The 20,457-nt window shown below is 72.8% G+C and carries 17 protein-coding genes; 9 read left to right on the forward strand and 8 right to left on the reverse strand.

From position 1 onward, the window contains the following. Positions 1 to 49: 49 nt before the first annotated feature. Positions 50 to 1,405, reverse strand: a complete 1,356-nt coding sequence (locus tag N6H00_RS17665; protein WP_268972706.1) for an alpha/beta fold hydrolase — start codon at positions 1,403 to 1,405, stop codon at positions 50 to 52. Between the two features lie 144 nt (positions 1,406 to 1,549). Between N6H00_RS17665 and N6H00_RS17670 the strand changes: the two genes are divergently transcribed. The 3 genes from N6H00_RS17670 to N6H00_RS17680 all read left to right on the forward strand — a co-directional run bounded on the left by N6H00_RS17670 (position 1,550) and on the right by N6H00_RS17680 (position 5,623). After that, complete coding sequence (locus tag N6H00_RS17670; RefSeq protein ID WP_268977015.1) at positions 1,550 to 3,013, forward strand: helix-turn-helix domain-containing protein; 1,464 nt, start codon at positions 1,550 to 1,552, stop codon at positions 3,011 to 3,013. 529 nt (positions 3,014 to 3,542) lie between these two features. Further along, complete coding sequence (locus N6H00_RS17675) at positions 3,543 to 4,211, forward strand: response regulator (protein WP_268977016.1); 669 nt, start codon at positions 3,543 to 3,545, stop codon at positions 4,209 to 4,211. Between the two features lie 167 nt (positions 4,212 to 4,378). Next, positions 4,379 to 5,623, forward strand: a complete 1,245-nt coding sequence (locus N6H00_RS17680) for a sensor histidine kinase (protein WP_268977017.1) — start codon at positions 4,379 to 4,381, stop codon at positions 5,621 to 5,623. A gap of 401 nt (positions 5,624 to 6,024) precedes the next feature. Here N6H00_RS17680 and N6H00_RS17685 read toward each other — a convergent pair whose 3' ends face one another. After that, positions 6,025 to 6,402 (reverse strand): STAS domain-containing protein, encoded by a 378-nt coding sequence (locus N6H00_RS17685; protein ID WP_268977018.1) that lies wholly within the window; start codon positions 6,400 to 6,402, stop codon positions 6,025 to 6,027. A gap of 311 nt (positions 6,403 to 6,713) precedes the next feature. Between N6H00_RS17685 and N6H00_RS17690 the strand changes: the two genes are divergently transcribed. After that, positions 6,714 to 7,292, forward strand: a complete 579-nt coding sequence (locus tag N6H00_RS17690; protein ID WP_268972708.1) for a sigma-70 family RNA polymerase sigma factor — start codon at positions 6,714 to 6,716, stop codon at positions 7,290 to 7,292. Further along, positions 7,289 to 8,833, forward strand: a complete 1,545-nt coding sequence (locus tag N6H00_RS17695; protein WP_268972709.1) for a zf-HC2 domain-containing protein — start codon at positions 7,289 to 7,291, stop codon at positions 8,831 to 8,833. Before N6H00_RS17690 ends, N6H00_RS17695 begins: the two co-directional genes overlap by 4 nt. Before the next feature lie 74 nt (positions 8,834 to 8,907). Here N6H00_RS17695 and purU read toward each other — a convergent pair whose 3' ends face one another. Beyond that, entirely contained in the window at positions 8,908 to 9,777 is an 870-nt protein-coding gene (gene purU / locus N6H00_RS17700; protein WP_268972710.1) for a formyltetrahydrofolate deformylase, read from the reverse strand. A gap of 30 nt (positions 9,778 to 9,807) precedes the next feature. Continuing rightward, positions 9,808 to 10,254 carry an SCO4402 family protein gene (locus N6H00_RS17705; protein WP_268972711.1) on the reverse strand — a complete coding sequence of 149 codons (447 nt, stop codon included), beginning with the start codon at positions 10,252 to 10,254 and terminating at the stop codon, positions 9,808 to 9,810. Between the two features lie 172 nt (positions 10,255 to 10,426). Here N6H00_RS17705 and N6H00_RS17710 point away from each other — a divergent pair, with 172 nt between their 5' ends. Next, the gene (locus tag N6H00_RS17710) at positions 10,427 to 11,737 is read left to right on the forward strand and encodes an ABC transporter substrate-binding protein (RefSeq protein WP_268972712.1); all 1,311 of its coding nucleotides are present in this window, start codon (positions 10,427 to 10,429) and stop codon (positions 11,735 to 11,737) included. A gap of 97 nt (positions 11,738 to 11,834) precedes the next feature. Here the strand turns inward: N6H00_RS17710 and N6H00_RS17715 are convergent, their stop codons facing one another. Then, complete coding sequence (locus tag N6H00_RS17715; RefSeq protein ID WP_268972713.1) at positions 11,835 to 13,277, reverse strand: hypothetical protein; 1,443 nt, start codon at positions 13,275 to 13,277, stop codon at positions 11,835 to 11,837. Between the two features lie 224 nt (positions 13,278 to 13,501). Beyond that, entirely contained in the window at positions 13,502 to 14,899 is a 1,398-nt protein-coding gene (locus N6H00_RS17720) for a transcriptional regulator (RefSeq protein WP_268972714.1), read from the reverse strand. A gap of 398 nt (positions 14,900 to 15,297) precedes the next feature. Between N6H00_RS17720 and N6H00_RS17725 the strand changes: the two genes are divergently transcribed. From N6H00_RS17725 to N6H00_RS17735, 3 genes are all read left to right on the forward strand, one after another. Beyond that, on the forward strand, positions 15,298 to 15,990 hold the full coding sequence (locus N6H00_RS17725) for a bifunctional DNA primase/polymerase (protein WP_268972715.1): 693 nt from the start codon (positions 15,298 to 15,300) through the stop codon (positions 15,988 to 15,990). A gap of 137 nt (positions 15,991 to 16,127) precedes the next feature. After that, the gene (locus tag N6H00_RS17730) at positions 16,128 to 16,943 is read left to right on the forward strand and encodes an ABC transporter ATP-binding protein (protein WP_268972717.1); all 816 of its coding nucleotides are present in this window, start codon (positions 16,128 to 16,130) and stop codon (positions 16,941 to 16,943) included. Further along, entirely contained in the window at positions 16,940 to 18,661 is a 1,722-nt protein-coding gene (locus N6H00_RS17735; protein ID WP_268972718.1) for a transporter, read from the forward strand. Before N6H00_RS17730 ends, N6H00_RS17735 begins: the two co-directional genes overlap by 4 nt. A gap of 108 nt (positions 18,662 to 18,769) precedes the next feature. Here the strand turns inward: N6H00_RS17735 and N6H00_RS17740 are convergent, their stop codons facing one another. Together N6H00_RS17740 and N6H00_RS17745 are read right to left on the reverse strand one after the other, a co-directional pair. Next, positions 18,770 to 19,114 (reverse strand): SH3 domain-containing protein, encoded by a 345-nt coding sequence (locus tag N6H00_RS17740; protein ID WP_268972719.1) that lies wholly within the window; start codon positions 19,112 to 19,114, stop codon positions 18,770 to 18,772. 120 nt (positions 19,115 to 19,234) lie between these two features. Continuing rightward, complete coding sequence (locus N6H00_RS17745; RefSeq protein WP_268972720.1) at positions 19,235 to 20,422, reverse strand: lactate 2-monooxygenase; 1,188 nt, start codon at positions 20,420 to 20,422, stop codon at positions 19,235 to 19,237. Positions 20,423 to 20,457: the final 35 nt, after the last annotated feature.

Here is a 20,457-nt window from a genome sequence, read left to right on the forward strand (position 1 = left end):
TTCGAACACAGCACAACCGTGTGGGCTGTCACGGGCTCGGCCCCGTCCGTCACGCGCCGTCACGCACCAGCCCCAGCAGCCGGTCCAGCACCCGGCGGCCTCCGGCCCGTATCCCGTCGTGTTCGAACTCGTCCGTCACCCAGGTGCGCAGGCCCCCGATCGCCCGAGCGGTGGCCAGGGAGTGCGCGGTGTCCACGTACAGGTCGTCGTGGTAGATCACGGCGGCCACCGGCACGGTGTTACGGGCCAGCCGCTCGGTGTCGTACAGCGGGCCCCAGCCGGTGCGCGCGGCGAGCAGCTCGGCGGTGTGGCGCAGCGGGCGCAGCGCCGCGTGGGTGTCCAGCATCCAGGGGTGCACGGTCTCGCCCGTGAGGAGCACCGGACGGCCCTCCGCGACCGCCTGCCCGGCGTCGAAGGCGGGGAACTCGGCGCGGACCCGCTCCGCGGCCCAGCCGGTGGCCCGGCCGTCCTGGGCGTAGGTGGACTCCAGCAGCAGGGCGAACAGCGGGCTGGCGGCGCGCGAGAGCACCGCCGCCACCTGCTCGCGGAAGGCGTCGCCCAGCCGCGGCCCGCCGGCGGTGGGCACGAACGCGTCCTCCAGGAGGTAGTGCAGCCGGTGCGATCCGTCGCCCGTGCCGAGCAGGAAGCCGAGCTGCTGGAGGGCGGGGACGGTGAGCCGGGTCCCGTCCGTCAGCACCTCCTCGTGGTCGGTCAGATGACGTACGAGGGCACGGACCACGCCCGCGTCCTGCGGGTAGCGGGCGTAGTGGGCGTGGGTCTTGCGGGCCATCCGCGGATAGGCGGTCCGGTAGACGGCGGCCACGTCGATGCCGGGGTCGATCGCGGGAAGCCCACCGGCGATCAGGACCGAGTCGAGCCCCTCGGGCGCGTGGGACAGATAGCTCACGGCGCAGAAGCCGCCGAAACTCTGGCCCAGCACGGTCCACGGACGGTCCCCGATGAGCTGCCGCCGGATCAGCTCGCAGTCGCGGACGATCGCGTCGGCGCGGAAGTGGGAGAGGTACTCGGCCTGTTCGGCCGGTCCGCCGCGCAGCGGCAGGGTCTGGCGGTTGGCCGGGGTGGAGCGGCCGGTGCCGCGCTGGTCGAGCAGGAGCACACGGTATTCGTCGAGCGCGCGGTCCAGCCAGCCGGAGCGGCCCACCGGGCGGTCCGCGGCGCAACCGGGCCCGCCCTGGAGATAGAGCAGCCAGGGGAGCCGGTCACGCTGGGCGGCGGTTTTCCCGGCGGCGACGACCTCTCGTGCGTAAAGCCGGATCAGCTCCCCCTCGGGAGCCTTATGGTCGAGCGGTACGTCGAAGTGATAGTCGGTGAGGAGCAGTTCCGGCTGACGGACGGTCGTCGCGGCGCCCGGTCCGGCCGGTGCCGCTGTGCTTGCCTGCTGCATCCTTCAATCCTCACGTTAAATGGACTTAGCTCGGCGATTAAGTTACCGCCGGGAGAAGAGGGCACGGTGGCCGACAAAAGCGCCGGTGACGGACGGACGGCGGAAGCGGTGACGGCGACGGGATCGGCGACGGGGACGAGATCGGTGTCGGGGACGGCGACGGGGGCGGGGTCCACCGCCGAGATAGGGCGCCGGGTGCTCAAGCTGCGCACCGAACGCGGCTTCACCCAGCGCATGCTGGCCGAACCCGCGTACACCGCCGCCTACGTCTCCACCCTGGAGGCCGGTAAGGTACGCCCCTCCGAGGCCGCACTGCGCCATCTCGCCGAACGGCTCGGCGTCAGTTACGACGAGCTCGCCACCGGCCGCTCACCGCACGACGCCACCCGGCTGCGGGCCGCCCTCACCGACGCCCGGCGGGCGCTGGCGACCGGCGCCGCCGAGGACGCCGCCGGGCTCTTCGAGGACGTACGCGCCGAGGCGGAACGGCTCGGGTTCGCCGAGGAGCGGGCGTCGGCCCTGCTGGGACTCGGCGACTGCGCGCTGGAAACCGGCGAACTGACGCTCGCCCGCGACCACTTCGAGGCCGTCGAGCGGCTGCTGGCCGCCGAACCGCTGCCCCGCCGGGTCCCGGCGATCCGCGGCCGGGCCGTGGCCCATCTCCTCGCGGGCGAACTGCGCTACTCCTGCTATCTGCTGGAGAGCGCCATCGACGAACTCAACGCCTCGGGACTGCACGACCCGTATGCGTTGCTGCTGCTCTATACGGCCGCCATCGCGCCCTATATGGACATGGGCGCGCACGCCCGTGCCGTACGCGCCGCCGAGTTGGCGCTCGCGCTGGCCCCGAGCGTGGACGACCCGGGCCTCATCGCCCGGATGCACCGTGGAGTGGCCCGCACCCTGATCGCCGAGGGCCGGACCGCCGAGGCCGATGCCTCCCTGGCCAAGGCGCAGGAGCTGTACGAGCAGCTGCGCATCCACACCGACCTGGCGCACTGCCACTGGATGCGCGGCTATGTGCACGCCCAGGACGGCAATCTGGAGCGCGCCGAACGCGAACTGCGCACCGCCCGGGACATGCTGGCCTCCAAGCGGGCCGCGCTGTTCACCGGACAGGTCGAGGTGGAGCTGGCGGACGTACTGCGCCGACGCGGCCGTGCGGCGGAGGCGGAGGCCCTGCTGCTGCCCCTGCTGACGCGCTCGTCCGTCACCGGGCCCACCACGGACGCGGCGGACGAGGTGAACGAGTCGGCCCAGGCGGACGAGCCGGCCCAGGCGGACGAGCCGGATGAGCCGGACGAGGCCGGGCTGACCGCGGACCGGGGCGCGGTCCACGCGGGCGGCGCACACCGGCTGCTGGGTCTGATCGCGGACGAACGGGGTGACGTCGAGGCCGCGGAGGAGCACTACTGCGCGGCGCTGTCGCTGCTGGAACGCACCGGCGCGGCCGGTGACCTGGCCGACCTGTGCCGGCTGCTGGGCGATCTGCTGCGCCGCGAGGGCCGTCTGGAGGCCGCGATGGACGCCTACCGCACCGGCCTCGGCCACCGCGCCGCCCCCGGCACCACCACGCTGGGCCCGGCACCCGCCGAACCGCCCATGTGAGGCGACGGCATATGCGGTGAGCCCATGTGAGGCGACGGCATATGCGGTGAGCCCATGTGAGGCGACGGCGACCACGACCGCCCGCCCGGCCCCCTCCCCGTCGGACGGGGGCCGATCGGCGCGCCCGGGTCACGGCGCCTGGGTCACCGTGACGTGTGCGCCTCCGGCGCGCCTGGTCGGGGCGCACCGCGGCGGGCGGTCGAGAAAAGAGGTCAGGCCGTCGCGTGTGGGGGTCGCGGCGGCCTGACCGCTGCAACGCCCCGCTGCCGGGTCCGCTGACCGCGCATCGGGAGCTCTCCGGCGCGACCACGGGGCTGGGGTCTCGGGACGACCCCACGGGGTGATGCGGCTTGAGATCCACTCTGCCTGGTGGGAGCCGCTGGGGAAATCCCCCATTGGTCTTTCGTCACCCCCGCCGACCGGCGGGGGTGTTCCCTCCCACTGACGGAGCCAAGCACTCCATTTTCAGCGGCTGATGGGGCAGGCTGTCCGGGCAATGAGCATGACAGCTGAGGAGAGGGAGCGGTCGGTGATCCGTGTTGCTGTTGTGGATGACGAGGCCCTCGTACGGTCCGGTCTGCGGCTGATCCTGGGCACGGCCCCGGACATCGAAGTGGTCGCCGAATGCTCCGGGGGCACCGCCGTGGACACGGTGCTCGGCAGCCAGGCCGATGTCGTCCTCCTCGACATCCGGATGCCGGACGCCGACGGGCTCAGCGTGCTCAGACAACTGCGGGCCGCGCCCCGCTCCCCCGCCGTGGCGATGCTGACCACCTTCGACGTCCAGGAGTACCTCGCGGCCGCGCTGCGCGCCGGGGCCGCGGGCTTCCTCCTCAAGGACACCGATCCGGAACAGCTCGTACGGGCCGTACGCACGCTCGCGGAGGGCGGCAGCGTCCTCGACCCGGCCGTCACCCGCGCCGTGATCGGCGGTTATCTCGCCGCCGAGGCGGAGGCGACGGCAGCCGAGGCCGTCGAGGCGCTCACCCCGCGCGAACGCGAGGTGCTGGCGCTGCTGGGCGAGGGGCTGGCCAATCCGCAGATCGCCGAGCGGATGGGGCTCGCGCCCAGCACCGTCAAGGACCATGTGCGGGCGGTGCTGGGCAAACTGGGCGGCCTCAACCGCGTCCAGGCGGCGATCGTCGCCGACCGCGCCGGGCTCGTCACCAGCCGTCCCCCGATAGGCGGCCCCCGATGACCGTCTCCCCGCTGCCCCCGCCGCGACGTACGTCCCCGGACACGCCGGGCACCACCCCGGCCTCGTCGGTCGAACGCCCCTCGGCGCCCGAACGTCCCTCGGCACGGGAACAGCCCTCGTCGCCGCTGCCCGCCCGGAGCGCCCGGCGGCGGCTGCCGCGCTGGGCCATGCGCTGGGGGTCACTGATCGTCCCCGTCCTCCTCGCGGTGGCCGACGCGCTGCTCGTCAACGGCGTCACCTTCGGACTGGAGCTGAACGTCTCGCTGGTGGCGGCGGCCGCGCTGCTGGTGCGCCGGCGGCTGCCCGTCCTGGTCTTCCTGGTCACGCTGCCGGGCATCCTCATCGGCTACGTCTGGTTCGCGCCGATGATCGCCCTCTATACGGTCGCCCAACGCCGCCCCGACCGCAGGCTGCTGACGATCTGCGCACTGCTGCTGGCCGCCGCGCACTTCGTCCCCTGGCCGGTCTCCGACTTCGAGCCGACCGCGTACCGGGAGAACACCCTCACCCTGATCGACGCGTGCGTCACCTCGGTGGGGCCCATCGCGCTGGGCCTCCTGGTCCGTACGCGGAGTGAACTCGCCGCCCGCATCGAAGACCTGACCCGCAGCCGCCGCCATGCGGACGAGCTGATCGCCGAGCAGGTGCTGTCCACCGAACGCGCCCGGCTCGCCCGCGAGATGCACGACGTGGTCGCCCATCAGGTCAGCCTCATCAGCCTCCAGGCCGGGGCGGTGCAGATCAGCGCGGAGGACGCGAAGGCGCGGGAGGGCGCGCGGACGATCCGCGAGCTGTCCGTGCGGACCCTGGACGAACTCCGCCATATGGTCGGCATCCTGCGCGCGGCGGGCGGCGACCACGAAGAACTGACCCCCCAGCCCCGGCTGGCCGACCTGCCCCGCATGATCGAACTCAGCGCGCTGGACGTCGACTACGAGACGGACGACGCGGTGCGGCGGTCGGGCCATCCGGAGGCGGTGGAACGGGCCGCCTTCCGCATCGTCCAGGAGGCGCTGACCAACGTCCGCAAGCACGCGCCGGGGGCGCGCGTGACGGTCCGGGTGAGCGAACCGGATGCCGAGGATCCGGAAACGGCGGAAGACCCGGGAGGGCGTCAGGAAACGGCTCACGAGACGACGGACGAGACGACTGACGAGCCCACTGACCAGACCACTGATCAGACCACTGACGAGACTGAGGAGCCACGGGGGCTGCGGGTCGAGGTGCGCAACGGCCCGCCCGACGCCTCCGCCGTGGCCCCGGGGCTGCCGGGCGGCGGACACGGTCTGGTCGGGCTGCGGGAGCGCGCCCAGTTGCTGGGGGGCACGCTGGAGGCGGGGCCCACGGAGGAGGGCGGCTTCGTCGTACGGGCCGACTTCCCCGGGACCCCGCGCGTCACGGGGCCGGTGTGAGCGGGCCGGGACCCTTCCGGCGGCACCGGGCAGCCCGGCGCCGCCCGGCCCCGCCCGCCCCAAGCCCGCCGGCAGACTCCTGGGCGGCACGCCCCCGGACGACACACCCCTGGCCGACACGTCCTAGGGCGGCATGTCCCCGAACGGCACCTCCCCAGACAGCGCACCCCTGGACGACAGACCCCAGAGCGGCACCTCCCCAGGCAGCACACCCCTGGACGACAGACCCCAGAGCGGCACATCCCAGCACGGCGCGCCCCAGGACAACACGACCCCAGGGCGGCATGTCCCCGAACGGCACCTCCCCAGAGAGCACGCCCCTGGACGGCAGGCCCCAGAGCGGCACATCCCTGGGCAGCACATCCCTGGGCGGCAGGCCCCCAGGCCGCCTGGGCAACAGGTCAGGCCGACAGCGAGTCGACCGCGTCCTCGTCCTCCCCGCCCGGCTCCGTGGCCGCGCCCAGGTCGGGGTAGACGTCGAACAGCCGGCGCACCCCCAGGGCCGCCAGCACCCGGTGGACGTGCGAACCGTGCGCGGCGCCCTGGGGCGGCAGGATCAGCCGCAGCCGACCCGAGCACGACCGCATCAGCCGACGCGCCGCGATCAGCACGCCGACCCCGCTGGAGTCGCAGAACCGGACCTCCGACAGGTCCAGTACCAGCCAGTGGCGGCCCTCGGCGACCGCGTCGTGGACGTGCTGCCGGACTGCGGGCGAGGTCACCAGGTCCATCTCCCCCGAGACCTGGAGAACGACCCACTCCCCCCGCCGGTCCTCCATCACCTTCAACGTCACGCGCCCGAAGCCCTTCGCTCGCCGCTAACCGGAATTTGCTGTTCCCGGGCGGCTGCCCGCCCGTCCGCGCATGAAACTCCCCCAGGCATACGCCTTGAGGGACGACCCTATGCCGCGCCGAAGCGTTTCGTCTTCCCGATCCTGCGCAAAGTGAGCGGCTCAATACCATGCGCAGCCTGGTTCGCGCGCACTTTGCCTGATGGACGCGTGTTATGACAGCCACCGGCACTACATTCGATATGAACGTGGGCATAGTGCCTGGAGAACCGGTCGAACGACTCCGGAATGGGGGCCGCATGGCGAATGACGCACCGCCCCGCTGGGACCGCAGGATGCAGCAGCGCCTCGCGCGCGGCGAAGCAGCCGCCCTGGCCGAGTTATACGACCGATTCGCCTCACTTGTCCATAATCTGGCGTATCGGGTGCTGGAGGACGAGACGGCAGCCGACCGCGTCACCCGTGAAGTCTTCGGCTACGTCTGGGAGAACCCGGACGCCTACGACCCCCAGCAGGGCTCGTTGCGCTCCTGGGTCGCCATGCTCACCCACAGCCAGGCGGTGCACCGGCTGCGCACGGCGCACAGCGCCTCGGCCGACGGGGGCACGCTCACGGCCGAGGCCATGGAGGAGCGGATCCGCGAGGCGTCCGTGGCCGCCCGCGCCGACTACATCGTCACCTCGATGCCCGCCCCGCTGCGCGCCGCCCTGGAGCTGGCCTACTTCGACCGCCGCGACTACCGCCAGGCCGCGGCCGCCCTCGGGGTGACCGAGGACGAGGCCAGGCGCCGCCTCCGGCTGGGCCTCCAGCTGCTGTCCACGGCCCACGCCCAGCCGCCCCGCGCGGTCTCGCCCCCCGGCTACGGACGGGCGCTGTGACGGGGCGCGGCGGGCCGGACCCGTACGACGACGCCTTCGGCGACAGCTCCGGCCCCGGAGACGGGAGAGACGGGAGAGACGGGCCCGGACGGGGCAGCGAGCCGGATCTGCCGGCCCACCCCGCCGGGCCACCACGCATACCGCAGCCGCGGCCGGCCGCCGAGGACAGCGGCCACTGGCCGGGCGCGCTGGACGGCGGAATCCCGACCCCGCGCCCGCCCACGGCGGACCAGGCGCCGGCGGAACGGCCACCGGAGCCGGAACCCGCACCAGAACCGGAACCGGAATCAACGACGGAACCGGAACCCGAGCCGGAACCGGAACCAACGACGGAACCGCAGCCACCCACATCCGCGTCCCTGCCACCGTCCACCCCACCGCCCGCACCGGCCGTACCCCTGGCCGCGCCCACACCCTCGGCGGCCCACCCGCTCCCGCACCATCTGCTCCGGTCGCTGCTCGGGGCCTGGGCGCTGACCGCGTGCTCGCAGGAGGAGACCGCCGCCGTCGAGGCGCACCTCAACCACTGCCCCTCCTGCGCCGAGGAGGCGCTGCGGCTGCGCGACGCGGTCGGACTGCTGCACACCGAGCACAGCCTGGACCTCAACCCGATGCTCCGCTCCCGAGTGCTCGCGGGCTGCCTGGGCCGCCGCCCGGCCCGGATACCCGTGCCCGACTGGGCCGGTGCGTACGACGCGGAGGCCGCCCGGCTGGACGCGCTGCTGATCGACATGGGCGAGGCGGAGTGGCGCGCGCCGGTGCGGCTCAAGTGGTTCGACGGGCGGCGGCTCACCGGTCGGGACACCACCGTCGCCGGGGTGATCGGCCATCTGATGGCCGTGGACGGCATCATCGCCGCCTCCCTCGGCCTGCCCGACCCGCTGGGCGCCGACGCACCCAACTCGCCCGTGGCGCGTACGGAGGCGTACTGGCACCACGAGCCGGGCGCCGCGTACGGCTCCGGCCCGCCGGGTGCGGTCCGGGAGGCGTGGCGCGAGCAGGGCCACGCCCTGGTCCGTACGGTGTCCTTCGCCGGGCGCGGGGTCGCGGATCTCGATGTGCCGTACGGGGAGTTCGCACTGCCGGTCCGCGATGCGTTCCTGGACCGGGCCTTCGCGTGCTGGGTGCACGCCGGGGACATCGCCGAGGCCATCGACTACCCCTATGAACCGCCGGCCTCCGGCCACCTCAAGGCCATGATCGACCTGTGTGCGCGGCGGCTTCCGGGCACGCTGGCCGAGCGGCGCCGGGCCGGGCTCGCGGCCCCGCCGCGGCGGCTGGTCGAGGCCGGCACCCCGGGCCGTACGCTCCATCTCCAGGTCGAGGGCACGGGCGGCGGCGACTGGTACATCGCGCTGGACTCCCCGGCGGCGACGGCCTCACCGGAGGAGGCGGTGGCCACGATCGCGCTGGACCAGGAGGCGTTCTACCTGCTGGCGTCCGGGCATGTGCCACCGCAGGACGCGGCGGCGGGCCTGTCCGGGGACACCGAGGCGATCCGGGACGTCCTCTTCGCCACGGCATCCCTGTCCCGGCTCTGAGGGCTCCCGGCTCTAGAGGGCTCCCGGCTCCGAGGGCTCTGGACTCCGAGGGCTCCGGGCTCTGAGAGACCAGGTCAGCCGAAGACGACCGTCCGGTGGCCGTTGAGCAGCACCCGGCGCTCGCTGTGCCACTTCACGGCGCGGGCCAGCGCCTGGCATTCCACATCGCGGCCGACCGCCACCAGCTGCTCCGGGGTCAGCTCATGGCCGACACGCTCGACCTCCTGCTCGATGATCGGGCCCTCGTCCAGGTCGGCGGTCACGTAGTGGGCCGTCGCGCCGATCAGCTTGACCCCGCGCGCATGCGCCTGGTGGTACGGCTTGGCGCCCTTGAAGCTCGGGAGGAAGCTGTGGTGGATGTTGATGATCCGGCCGGACAGCGCCTTGCACAGGTCGTCGGAGAGCACCTGCATGTAGCGGGCCAGCACCACCAGCTCGACGTGCTCCGCCCGCACCAGGTCCAGCAGCCGGGCCTCGGCCTCCCGCTTGGTGTCCTTCGTCACGGGGATGTGGTGGAACGGAATCCCGTAGGAGCCCACCAGCTCCTCGAAGTCCGTGTGGTTGGAGACCACCGCGGCGATCTCGACCGGCAGCGCCCCGATCCGCGACCGGAAGAGAAGGTCGTTCAGACAGTGCCCGAACTTGCTGACCATGAGCACAACGCGCATCTTCTGATCGGCGCGGTGGATCGCCCAGTCCATCTGGAAGGACTCGCCGACCGCCGCGAAGCTGGCCCGCAGATCCTCCACCTTCACCGGTGAGACGGCACGGAAGGCCACCCGCATGAAGAAGAGTCCGGTGTCACGGTCCCCGAACTGCTGACTGTCCTCGATGTTGCAGCCGGTCATGAAGAGATAGCTGGACACGGCGTGCACGATGCCCTGCTTGTCCGGGCACGACAGCGTCAGGATGTACTGATCGGGGAGGGCAGGCGACTCGCTCATGGCTCCATAGCGTCCCACACCGGACGGCGCTCAGACCGCCCGCGTCATGATCGCCAGTACTTCCAGGGTGCGTGGCGGCACATCCGGGTCCTCGCCGTCGTTGGTGGCGAGCCGCACATGGGCCTCGCGGGCCGCCCGGACGGCCTCCGGCCAGCCGTGGTGCTCGAGGTAGGCCGAGACGGGGGCGTCCGCGCCCACCTGGTGCATGATCCTCAGCACCCGCAGCACGGCGACATCGACCAGCGCAGCCTCCTGCGAGTCACGGAAGATCGTCCCGACGTATTTCTCGGCGGACCAGTTGTCCAGCCAGGTGTCCTCGACCAGCCGGTAGACGGCGTCCGTCACATCCCCGTACCCGGGCTGGCCGGCCAGCCAGCACTCCTGCTGGAAGACGGGGTCCGAGAGCATGTGCAGCGCGGAACGCACATTGGTGCGCCAGCGCCACCACGGCATGTCATTGACAGGCATACCCCCCATGGTGGTCGAGCGACGGCCGCGACGGGAAGACTTCTCCGAACCTTGCACAGTTACCGATCGTACGTTCTTCACACACGAGGACGTATCAGTACCCCTCTGTTCACCTCACCGACACCCTTCCTTGTCTTGTCATAGCCGTGCCGTTACTCCCGGAGCGCAAGGCTCGCTTGTCATGACCGGACGGCGACGCCCCTCCTCCCGCCCCATCCGAGCCGCCGTCGCGGCCCTGTCCACGGCAGTCGGCGCGTCGCTGTTGACCGGCTGCGGCGCGGTGCTGCCGAACGAGGCCGACGACGCGCCCATCACCGTCATGACCTGGGCTCCCCAGGGCACCAAGGCGACCAATATGCCGGGAATGCCCGCGATGGCGCAGGCATTCGCCCGCTGGGTCAACGACACCGGCGGCATCCACGGCCGCGAGCTGCACGTCGTCACCTGCAACGAGCACAACGACGCCGTCCAGGCGGCCCGCTGCGCCCAGCGGGCCCAGGAGGAGAAGGCCGTCGCGGTCGTCGGCTCGTACAGCCAGTTCGGCCGCGCCTTCATCTCCCCGCTGGAGGTGGCCGGCATCCCCTACATAGGCGGCTACGGGCTGACGCAGGAGGAGTTCGACAGCCCGTACTCGTATCCGGTCAACGGCGGCCAGGCGGCCCTGCTGGCGGGCAACGGCCGCCAGCTGGCCTCCCGCTGCGAGCACGTCGCCCTGGTGCGGCCCGACACCATCGCGGGCGACGAGCTCCCCCAGCTCCTCAGTACCGGGCTCAAGGCGGGCGGCCGCGACGCCGCCCAGGACGTCCGCGCCCCCGAGGACGCGGGCGACTACAGCAAGCAGGCCACCAGCGCGCTGGAGCGCGTCGGCGCGGACAGCGCCCTCGGCACCGCCGCCCAGGGCGCGACGCTGGACAGTTCCTGCGTCACCGCCGCGCTCGGCAACCGCACCGGCACCTTCTTCGACTCCTTCCGCCGGGTGCAGGACGACCATCCCAAGGTGCGGATCGCCTCCATCCTCGGCAGCGTCCGGCAGTCCCTCGTCGACTCCACCGGCGGCAGCTCGAGCCCCCTGGAGGGCACCTACGCCACCGGCTGGTACCCGGCCGCGGACGACGCGCGCTGGAACCCCATGAAGAAGGTCATCAACAAGTACGCCTTCGACGACAACCGCATCGACCCGAACGACCCCGGTACCCAGACCACCTGGATCGGCTACACCGTGCTCCGCTCGGTCCTGATGTCGCTCAACGCCAACGACATCAGCGCCCGCACCGTGCGCAACGCCCTGGACGACGGCCACGCGGTCGACACCGGCGGGCTGACGCCGACCCTGCGCTGGGGCTACGACGACACGCTGCACGTGCCCAACTACTCGCGGATCGTCAACGCGCACGTCACCTACCAGGTGGTGCGGAACGGCCGACTGGTGGCGGTGCGCAAAGGGTTCGTCGACATGGCCAGGACCCTGGAGGGCTACCACCCGGCGGACTGAGCCGGGGACGGCCTGAACCCAAGGCGGCCTGAGCCAAGGCAGCCTGAGCCGAAAGCAGCCTGAGCCGGGGGCGGCAGTACCGCCCCCGGCCGTCCGGTCACAGGTCGGTGGCCTCGTGGTTGGTGAGGCCGTACTGGGTGGCGATCGGGTTCCACAGCCCCGAGGCCGTCTTCTTGGCCTCGGTCGCCTCGCCGCTCGCCCGCTCGGCCGCCCCGACCCGGGGCGTACGGCGGGCCTTGCCCTTGGGGCAGCCCTTCTTGCCGCCGACCTGATCGGCCCAGGCCGCGTACTCGTTGTCGGCCCTGGCCGAGGACTTCCACGCCTTGGTCAGGGCGGCGGTCAGCTCGGTGTGGTTGGGCAGCTTGTCCACCGACAGCTTGCCCAGCCGGGTCACCAGGTCATTGCGCTGGCCCGCGGCCGTCCGCAGGTCCGAGGCCGCCGTGGACAGGTCCTTACAGGACTTGATGTTGTCCACGGCCTTGATCACCGAGGCCCGGCTGTTGTTGCTGTCGGCGAGCAGCGCGTCCAGCGCCTTCGCCTGCGGCTCGGCGGGGTCGGTGGTCTTGGACGGCTCCGCGGCGCTCGGCGAGGAGCTGCTCAGCGTCGTGGCCTTCTTCTCGTCGTCGCCGCCCGTGCTGAGCGCCGCCCCGGCGGCGAGCCCGGCGATGCCGCAGCCCGCCACGACGATGCCGATGACCATGCCGCGCGACATCCGGCGCCGCCCACCGCCGCCGCCAGTGCCACCGCCGCCCCCACCACCGGTCGGCGGCGGAACGTCGCTGAACTGCGGAAGCTGCTGCGTCTCCGCGGCGCCGCCGTCACGGAACAGCCCGTCGAACTCCGACGGCGGCGGCCGGTCCCCGGGGCGGCCGGGACGGATCGCGAACGGGGGGCTGCCGGGCCGCTCCGGAACCGGCGGCGTGGGCGGGAGCACCGCGGTCTCCTCGGCCGCGGACTGCTGACGGTGGGCTCCCCGGTGGCCGGGACGGACGGCACGCAGCTGGGTGGTGGACTCGGCGGCCGACTCGGGCAGGTTCTCGGGCGGCAGCGGCACGCTCTTGACCGGGGCGAGCGTGGTGGTGGGGGTGTCCAGGGGCGGCGGGGCCTCGCCCGGGACCGGGGGAATGACCTGAGTCGCCTCGGCGTCGGGCTGCGGCGGCAGCACCTGGGTCTCCTCGGCGGGGTTGAACGGCGGCTGGGCCGGTCTCTCCGGCGGCAGCGGCCCGCCCTGCTGCTCCGGCGGCGACCAGCCCTGCTGCTCCGGCGGCAGCGGCCCGCCCTGCTGCTCCGGCGGCGACCAGCCCTGCTGCTCCGGCGGCAGCGGCCCGCCGAACTCTCCCTGCGGCGCCTGCGGCGGCAGTTCCGCGGCGCCCTGCGGCCCCCAAGGCTGCCCCCATGCCTGCCCCCCGGCCGGGGCCCCCTGATGGGTCTGCGAGGGCCGGTAGTCCCCCTGAGCGGGCAGCACGACCCCCTCACGCACGGGCTGCGCGGGCGGGACCGCAGGAAACTGCGGCTCGTTCCCCTGACCGCTCTGCGTCACCGGGACTCCTTGGCTATACGGAACTACGGAATCGTCGGCTCACGCTACCGGTTCCCCGGACGGCTCGGTGCCCGGGAGACAGCCCGACAAGGGAGACACTGGTCACCGCGCCCCAGGGCGAACCACCATGAACGAGGCGTCGCGCGGCGACGACACGGAGGCTATGAGACGGCGGCACCACCCCGCCCCTCCGCCCACCCCCACACCACCATCCAGCGGCCCGCTCAGCCGACCTGCACCTGCAACCGCGCCCCGAACTCCCGCACCACCGGCTCGTCCCGATACGGCTCCAACCGCTGCTGGAAGTCGTCCAGATACTCCGCGCCCCGGTTGGACCGCAGCGTGCCCAGCAGATCCACCGCCTGGGTGCCGACATGGCACGCCTGCTCCACCTCGCGCTGCTGCACATGCGCCGTGGCCAGCAGCAGCAGCCCGATCGCCCGCCGCCGGACGCGCCCCTCCGGATGCCCCTCCAGGGCCTCCTCGGCGCGCCGCCGGGCCTGTTCGGCCTGGCCGAGGTCGCGGTGGCAGTGGGCCAGCTCATCAGCCAGATACGCATGGTCGAAGTGGCGGATCCAGGTGGGGTCGTCCCCCGTGACGGAGCCCGGACCGCTCCCCACCGCCCGCTCCATCGCGTCCAGCGCGCGCCCGGCCGCGGACTGGCAGGCCCGCGCGTCCCCCATCAGGGCGTGGCCGCGCGCCTCGGCGGCCAGGAACATCGACTCGGCGCGGGGCGGCACCTGCCCGCGCGCGCCCTCCTGCGCGGCCTTCGCCAACTGGGCGATCTCCCGGGGATTTCCCAGCTGGGCGGCGAGATGGCTCATACCGGCGGCGAGCACATAGCCGCCGTAGCCCCGGTCCCCGGCGGCCTGGGCGAGCCGCAGCGCCTGGATGTAGTACCGCTGGGCGAGCCCCGACTGGCCGGTATCGACCGCCATATAGCCGGCCAGCTCCGTCAACCGGGAGACGGCGGCGAAGAGTTCGCGCCCCACGGCCTCGGTGTACGAGCCGGCCAGCAGCCCGGAGACCACGCTGTTCAGATAGTGGACGACGACGGGGCGCACATGGCCGCTGCCGTAGCGGTGGTCGAGGTCGACCAGCGCGTCCGTGGTGGCCCGCACCGCCGCGACGTCGGACCGCCCCACCCGGGCGCCCGCGCTGCGCGCGACCTGCGGGTCCGCACCGGTGATCAGCCAGTCACGGCTGGGCTCGACCAGCGCGGAGGCGGCGACCGTCGAACCGCTCAGGAAGTCACGGCGCCCGACATCGCTCCGCCACAGCTCGCAGACCTGCTCTATCGCGCCGAGCACGGTGGGCGAGAACTGGAGACCGACCCCGGAGGCCAGGTTCTTGCCGTTGGCCATGCCGATCTCGTCGATCGTGACCGTACGGCCCAGCTTGCGGCCGAGCGCCTCGGCGATGATGCCCGGCGCCCGGCCCCGGGGCTGCTGGCCGCGCAGCCAACGGGCGACCGACGTCTTGTCGTAGCGCAGGTCGAGACCGTGCTCGGCGCCGCACATGTTGACCCTGCGCGCCAACCCGGCGTTGGAGCAGCCGGCTTCCTGGATGAGCGCTTGCAGCCGTTCGTTCGGCTGCCGCGCCACAAGCGGCCTAGCGGCCATGGCGTTACCCCCAGTGACTGCTTGCGTTCTCGGCGTATCCGTCCCTGTGCTGAGTGATGCCCAGCGCATATCGCAGCTATACGGTGAATGCGGAACTTGCCCGTATTGACCGCATCGTTCGCATAACCCGCATAACTTCGTTCGCGCACGGCGCCGAGACGAGTCCGGGACCGCCCTCCCCCTGGCGTCGCGGCATGGCCGCCGGACACTCGCACGCCCGTCACGCATGGTGGCTACCCGCTTACCCAGCCGCGACCCCGCACGCGCCCCCGCCCGTGCTCCCATGCGCCCCGCCGTGCCGTCACCGCGCGTCCCGGCCCCCTGACGGCACCGCCCGTGCGGGGCCCGGCCCGTAACCCCCGTTGACGGCGGAAGTTGTCCTGAGCGTGGAAGAGACCATGGACGTGACAGGACCATCGCGGTTCCCCGCGGAACCATCGCACATCCCCGCGGAACCATCGCAGATCCCCCAGCAGCGCGGGGAGCGGCTGCGCGACGCCGCGGTGCGATACGCCGAGGAGCGGCACTGGGACGTGCTCTCCGGCGCCTGGCTGGAGGCCCTGGACGGGGACGGGGTGGCGCGCTGCTCCTGCGGGACCGCCGACTGCCCGGCCCCCGGCGCGCATCCGACCGGCCGGGACTGGGTGAACCAGGCCACGGGCAGCACGGTGGTGATCCGCCGCATGTGGGCCAGGACGCCGCGCGCCGCCATCCTGCTGCCCACCGGCCGCACCTTCGACGCGCTCGACGTACCGGAGTCGGCGGGCTGCCTGGCGCTCGCGCGGATGGAGCGCCGCCGGGTCGAGCTGGGTCCGGTCACCTGCACCCCCGGGCGCCGGATGCTCTTCTTCGTCCTCCCGGGCGCCGCCGCCAAGGTCCCCGACCTGCTGCGCGATCTGGGCTGGCCGCCGAACGCGATCGACCTGACCGCGCGCGGCGAGGGCGACTACGTCGTGGCGCCCCCGACCCGGGTGGGCCACCGCGGCCCCATCCAGTGGGCCCGCCGGCCCACCGCCGCCAACCGCTGGCTCCCCGACGCCCAGGAACTCGTGAGCGCCCTCGCCTACGCCTGCGGCCGCGAGCGCCGCTGAAGCGCCGGGGCCGCTGAAACGCCCGCACCGCTGAGGCGTCGGACCCCTCCCCGGCTCGGCCCCTATCGTGGAGCGACGGGCGGAGGTCGGCAAGTCCGGGCCCCCGCCGGCACATCAGAACGGAACGGGGTAAGCCGGTGCCGCAGGAGCAGCCAGCACACAACACACAGCCGTCCAGGGCCGCCGCCGTGCGGGTGAGCGGCCTGTCGAAGCGTTACGGGGAGCAGATCGCGGTCGCGGGGATCGATCTGGAGCTGCCCGCCGGGCAGTTCATCGGACTCGTCGGGCCCAACGGCGCCGGTAAGACCACCACGCTGTCGATGATCACCGGCCTGCTGCGCCCGGACTCGGGGACCGTGGAGATCGGCGGTTACGACGTCTGGCGGGACCCGGTCGAGGTCAAGGCGCGGATCGGGGTGCTGCCGGAGGGGCTCCGGATGTTCGAGCGGCTCTCCGGCCGGGAGCTGCTCACCTACATGGGACGGCTGCGCGGGCTGCCCGGCGAGGAGGTCGACAAGCGCGCCACCCAGCTGCTGGACGTCCTGGATCTCGCGGGCTCCCAGAGCAAGCTGGTCATCGACTACTCCACCGGGATGCGGAAGAAGATCGGCCTGGCCACCGCGCTGCTCCACAACCCCGAAGTCCTCTTCCTCGACGAGCCGTTCGAGGGCGTGGACCCGGTCTCCGCCCAGACCATCCGCGGCGTCCTGGAGCGCTACACCCGCTCGGGCGCGACCGTCGTGTTCTCCAGCCATGTCATGGAGCTGGTGGAGTCGCTGTGCGACTGGGTCGCGGTGATCGCGAAAGGCCGGATCCGGGCCCACGGCCCGCTGGCCGAGGTGCGGGGCGACGCGCCCTCCCTCCAGAACGCCTTCCTGGAACTGGTGGGCGCGAACCGGCGCCTGGCGGGCCAGAGCCAGAGCCTCGACTGGCTGGGCGGCGGCGCCCGATGACGCTCACCGACCCGCTCGACGCCGGCGGTCCGCCCGGCACCAAGGGCCCGTTCGACGCCAAGGGGCCGCTCGACGCCGCGGCGCCCGCGCCGCCCGCCGCCCCCACCGGCTCCCCCACCCCCGTCTTCGTCGCGCTGAAGCTGACGCTGCTGCGCAACGGACTGCGCCAGTCGGCCGGCCGGCGGGCCGCGTATGTCTCCTCGATCGTGGTGACGCTGCTGTTCGCCGCGTTGCAGTTGCTCGGTCTGGTGCTGCTGCGCGGCCACGCCCACGTCGACGCGCTGGTCACGGTGTTGACGGCGGTGCTGGCCCTCGGCTGGGCGGTGATGCCGCTGTTCTTCCCCGGCGGCGACGAGACCCTCGACCCGACCCGGCTGGTGATGCTGCCGCTGCGCCCGCGCTCGCTGATCACCGCGCTGCTGGTGTCCTCGCTGATCGGCATCGGTCCGCTGTTCACCGTGACCCTGGCGGCCGGTTCGGCCGTCGCCGTCGCGCATGGGGCGGCGGCCGCGGTGGCGGCGGCGGTCGCCGTGGTGCTCACGGTGTTGGTGTGCGTGGCGCTGGCCCGCGCCGTCGCAACGGCCAACACCCGCCTGCTGACCAGCCGCAAGGGCCGCGATCTGGCGCTGCTCAGCGGTCTGTTCGTGGCGATCGGCGCGCAGTTCGTGAACCTCGGGGCCCAGCAGCTCGGCGGCGAGAACGGCCTGGCCGTGCTGGAGCCGGCCGCGAAGGTGCTGCGCTGGGTGCCGCCCGCGGCGGCGGTCGACGCCGTCCAGGGCGTGAGCGACGGCGCCTACGGGGTCGCCGCCGCCCAGTTCGCCCTGACGGCGGGGGCGTTGGCGCTGCTGCTGTGGTGGTGGACGGGGAGCCTCACCCATCTGATGACCACCCCCGATGCCTCCACCCTCCAGGCGGTGGCCCCGCGCGCGCGGCGGCGCTCCGGGGCGGCCGGCACCCCGGACGCCTCGGGCCCGTTCGCCCGGCTGCTGCCCGCCGGCCGCACCGGCACGGTGCTGCTGCGGACGCTGCGCTACGCCCTGCGGGACCCGAAGACCAAGTCGGCGTGGGTCACCTCGGTGGGTATCGGCCTGCTGCTGCCGGTCATCACCGCGGTCCAGGGCAATGGCTCGGTCTATACGGCGTGCTGGGCGTCGGGGCTGTTCGGCATGCAGATGTACAACCAGTTCGGGCAGGACACCTCCGCCTTCTGGATGGTCGCGCAGACGATCTCCTCGCGGCGTGACGCCTATCTGGAGCTGCGGGGGCGTGCGCTGGCACTCCTGTTGGTCGCGGTGCCGTACGTGGCGTTGGCGGTGGTCGGCTCCGGCTTCTTCCTGAAGGACTGGCCGGTCGTCCCCGAGGCGCTCGGGCTGGCGCTGGCGCTGCTCGGTTCGATGCTGGCGACCGGCGCCATGACCTCCGCGCTGGCCCCGTACTCCGTCCCGCAGGACAGCGGTTACAAGAACGTCGTCCCGGCACAGGTGGGGATCGCCTGGATCAGCATCTTCGGCGGCATGGCCGCGGGAGCCGTGCTGTGCGCACCGGTGCTGGGCCTGACGGTCTGGCTGCATCTGACCGGGGCGCACGGCTGGCTGTGGGTGGTGCTGCCGCTGGGCGCGGTGTACGGCGCGGCCATCGCGGAGACCGGTCTGCGGATGGCGGCGCCACGTCTGGCGGCGCGGCTGCCGGAGATCCTGGCGGCGGTCAGCAAGGGCTGAGCCACGGGAACGGACGACGGCGGGGCCGGGGCCTGGACAGGGGCTCCGGCCCCGCCGCACGGCGGTGCCGCGCCGCACCGCCCGCGCCCCACTGCCGTAACGTTCCGGCTAGTCGAGGTACTGGCTGTAGACCCAGCCTTTGGTCCCGGCCCGGATTCCCGAGGTGGTCCGCTTGAGGATCTTTCCGTAGGACCAGCTCTTCTCAAAGCCCCGGGTGCGGCAGAAGTACCGGAAGGCATCGCCCCGGTAAAGCGTCCCGATAACGCGGTACCGCTTTCCCGGTCCGGTACGGAATTGCGCTCCACTGGTCGAGACCTTGAAATCGACATCCGGGGAATTGAACTGACACGCCGATGAGCCCACCGCCGACGCCGTCGGTGCCAGGGCCACCGAACCGCCCAGTATCAGCGCCGCCGAGACCACGACCATCGAGGCTTTACGTTTGATCTGCACGCAATCACCCCCGCGATCGGTTGATTCACTTGATCCACTTGCTTCGTTGCGCGGCGAAGAGCGTAGCACCCGGCAATCCGGAGTCTCCGGTCCCAGCACGGGGAAAAGCGGGGGCAATTGTCAGCCGAGTGCCTCCGGGGTGAGTCCCGCCGCATCCGTATGGCCCGACAGCGCCATCGTCAGCTCGAACTCGGCCAGCAGGGCGCGGATCACATGCTCCACCCCCGGCTGCCCGTCCAGCCCCAGCCCATAGGCGTACGGCCGGCCCAGCAGCACCGCGCGGGCGCCGAGGGCGAGCGCCTTGAACACGTCGTCACCGGTGCGCACCCCGCTGTCGAAAAGCACCGCCAACCGGTCGCCGACCGCCGCCACCACCCCGGGCAGCGCGTCGGCCGCCCCGATCGAACCGCCCACCTGGCGGCCGCCGTGGTTGGAGACGACGACGCCGTCCATCCCCGCCTCCTGCGCGCGGCGGGCGTCGTCGGGGTGCAGCACCCCCTTCAGCACGATCGGACCGTCCCAGTGCTCCCGCAGGAACGCCAGGTCCTGCCATGTCTTCCCGGGGTCGCCGAACATCCGCACGAAGTGCAGCACCGCGGCGTCCCGGTCCTCGTGGACCGGCTTGGCCAGCCCGGCCTGGAACGCCGGATCGGTGAAGTAGTTGGCGGTGCCCACACCGCGCAGGAACGGCAGATACGCCTGGTCGAGATCGCGCGGCCGCCAGGCCAGCAGCGGGGTGTCGAGGGTCACCACGAGGACCGTGAAACCACATGCCCTCGCCCGGCTCAGAAAGCTCCTGGTGACCTCGCGGTCCTTGCCCCAGTACAGCTGGAACCACCGCTCACCGTCGCCCATCGCCTCCGCGACCCGCTCCATCGGCGTACTGGACGCCGAGGACAGGATGAACGGCACGCCCTGCGCCGCGGCGGCGCGGGCCGCCGCGCACTCCGCCTCCGGGTGCATGATCGACAGCACGCCGATGGGCGCGAGCGCGAGCGGCGCGGGCAGCCGGGCGCCGAACAGCTCGACCGACAGATCCCGCCGCCGTACGTCACGGAGCATCCGCGGCACGATCCGATGCCGGTCCAGCGCCGCCCGGTTGGCCCGCTCGGTGCTGCCGTTGCCCGCGCTGCCCGCGACATAGCCCACCGGTCCCGGCCCCAGCCGCGCCTCGGCCAGCTCCTCGAGCCGGGTCGGATCGGCGGGCAGCCGGGGGACGGCGCCGGTCATTCCGTTCAGATAGATCTCGTACTGAAAGGCCGCCCAGTCCCTGCCGGGTTCCGGATCCGTGACGTCGCCGCCGATCATGCGCTTCCCTTCGTCTGCCCATGCCCATGCCCATG

The sequence above is a fragment of the Streptomyces sp. S465 genome, assembly GCF_026898115.1.
GTDB lineage: Bacteria > Actinomycetota > Actinomycetes > Streptomycetales > Streptomycetaceae > Streptomyces > Streptomyces luomodiensis.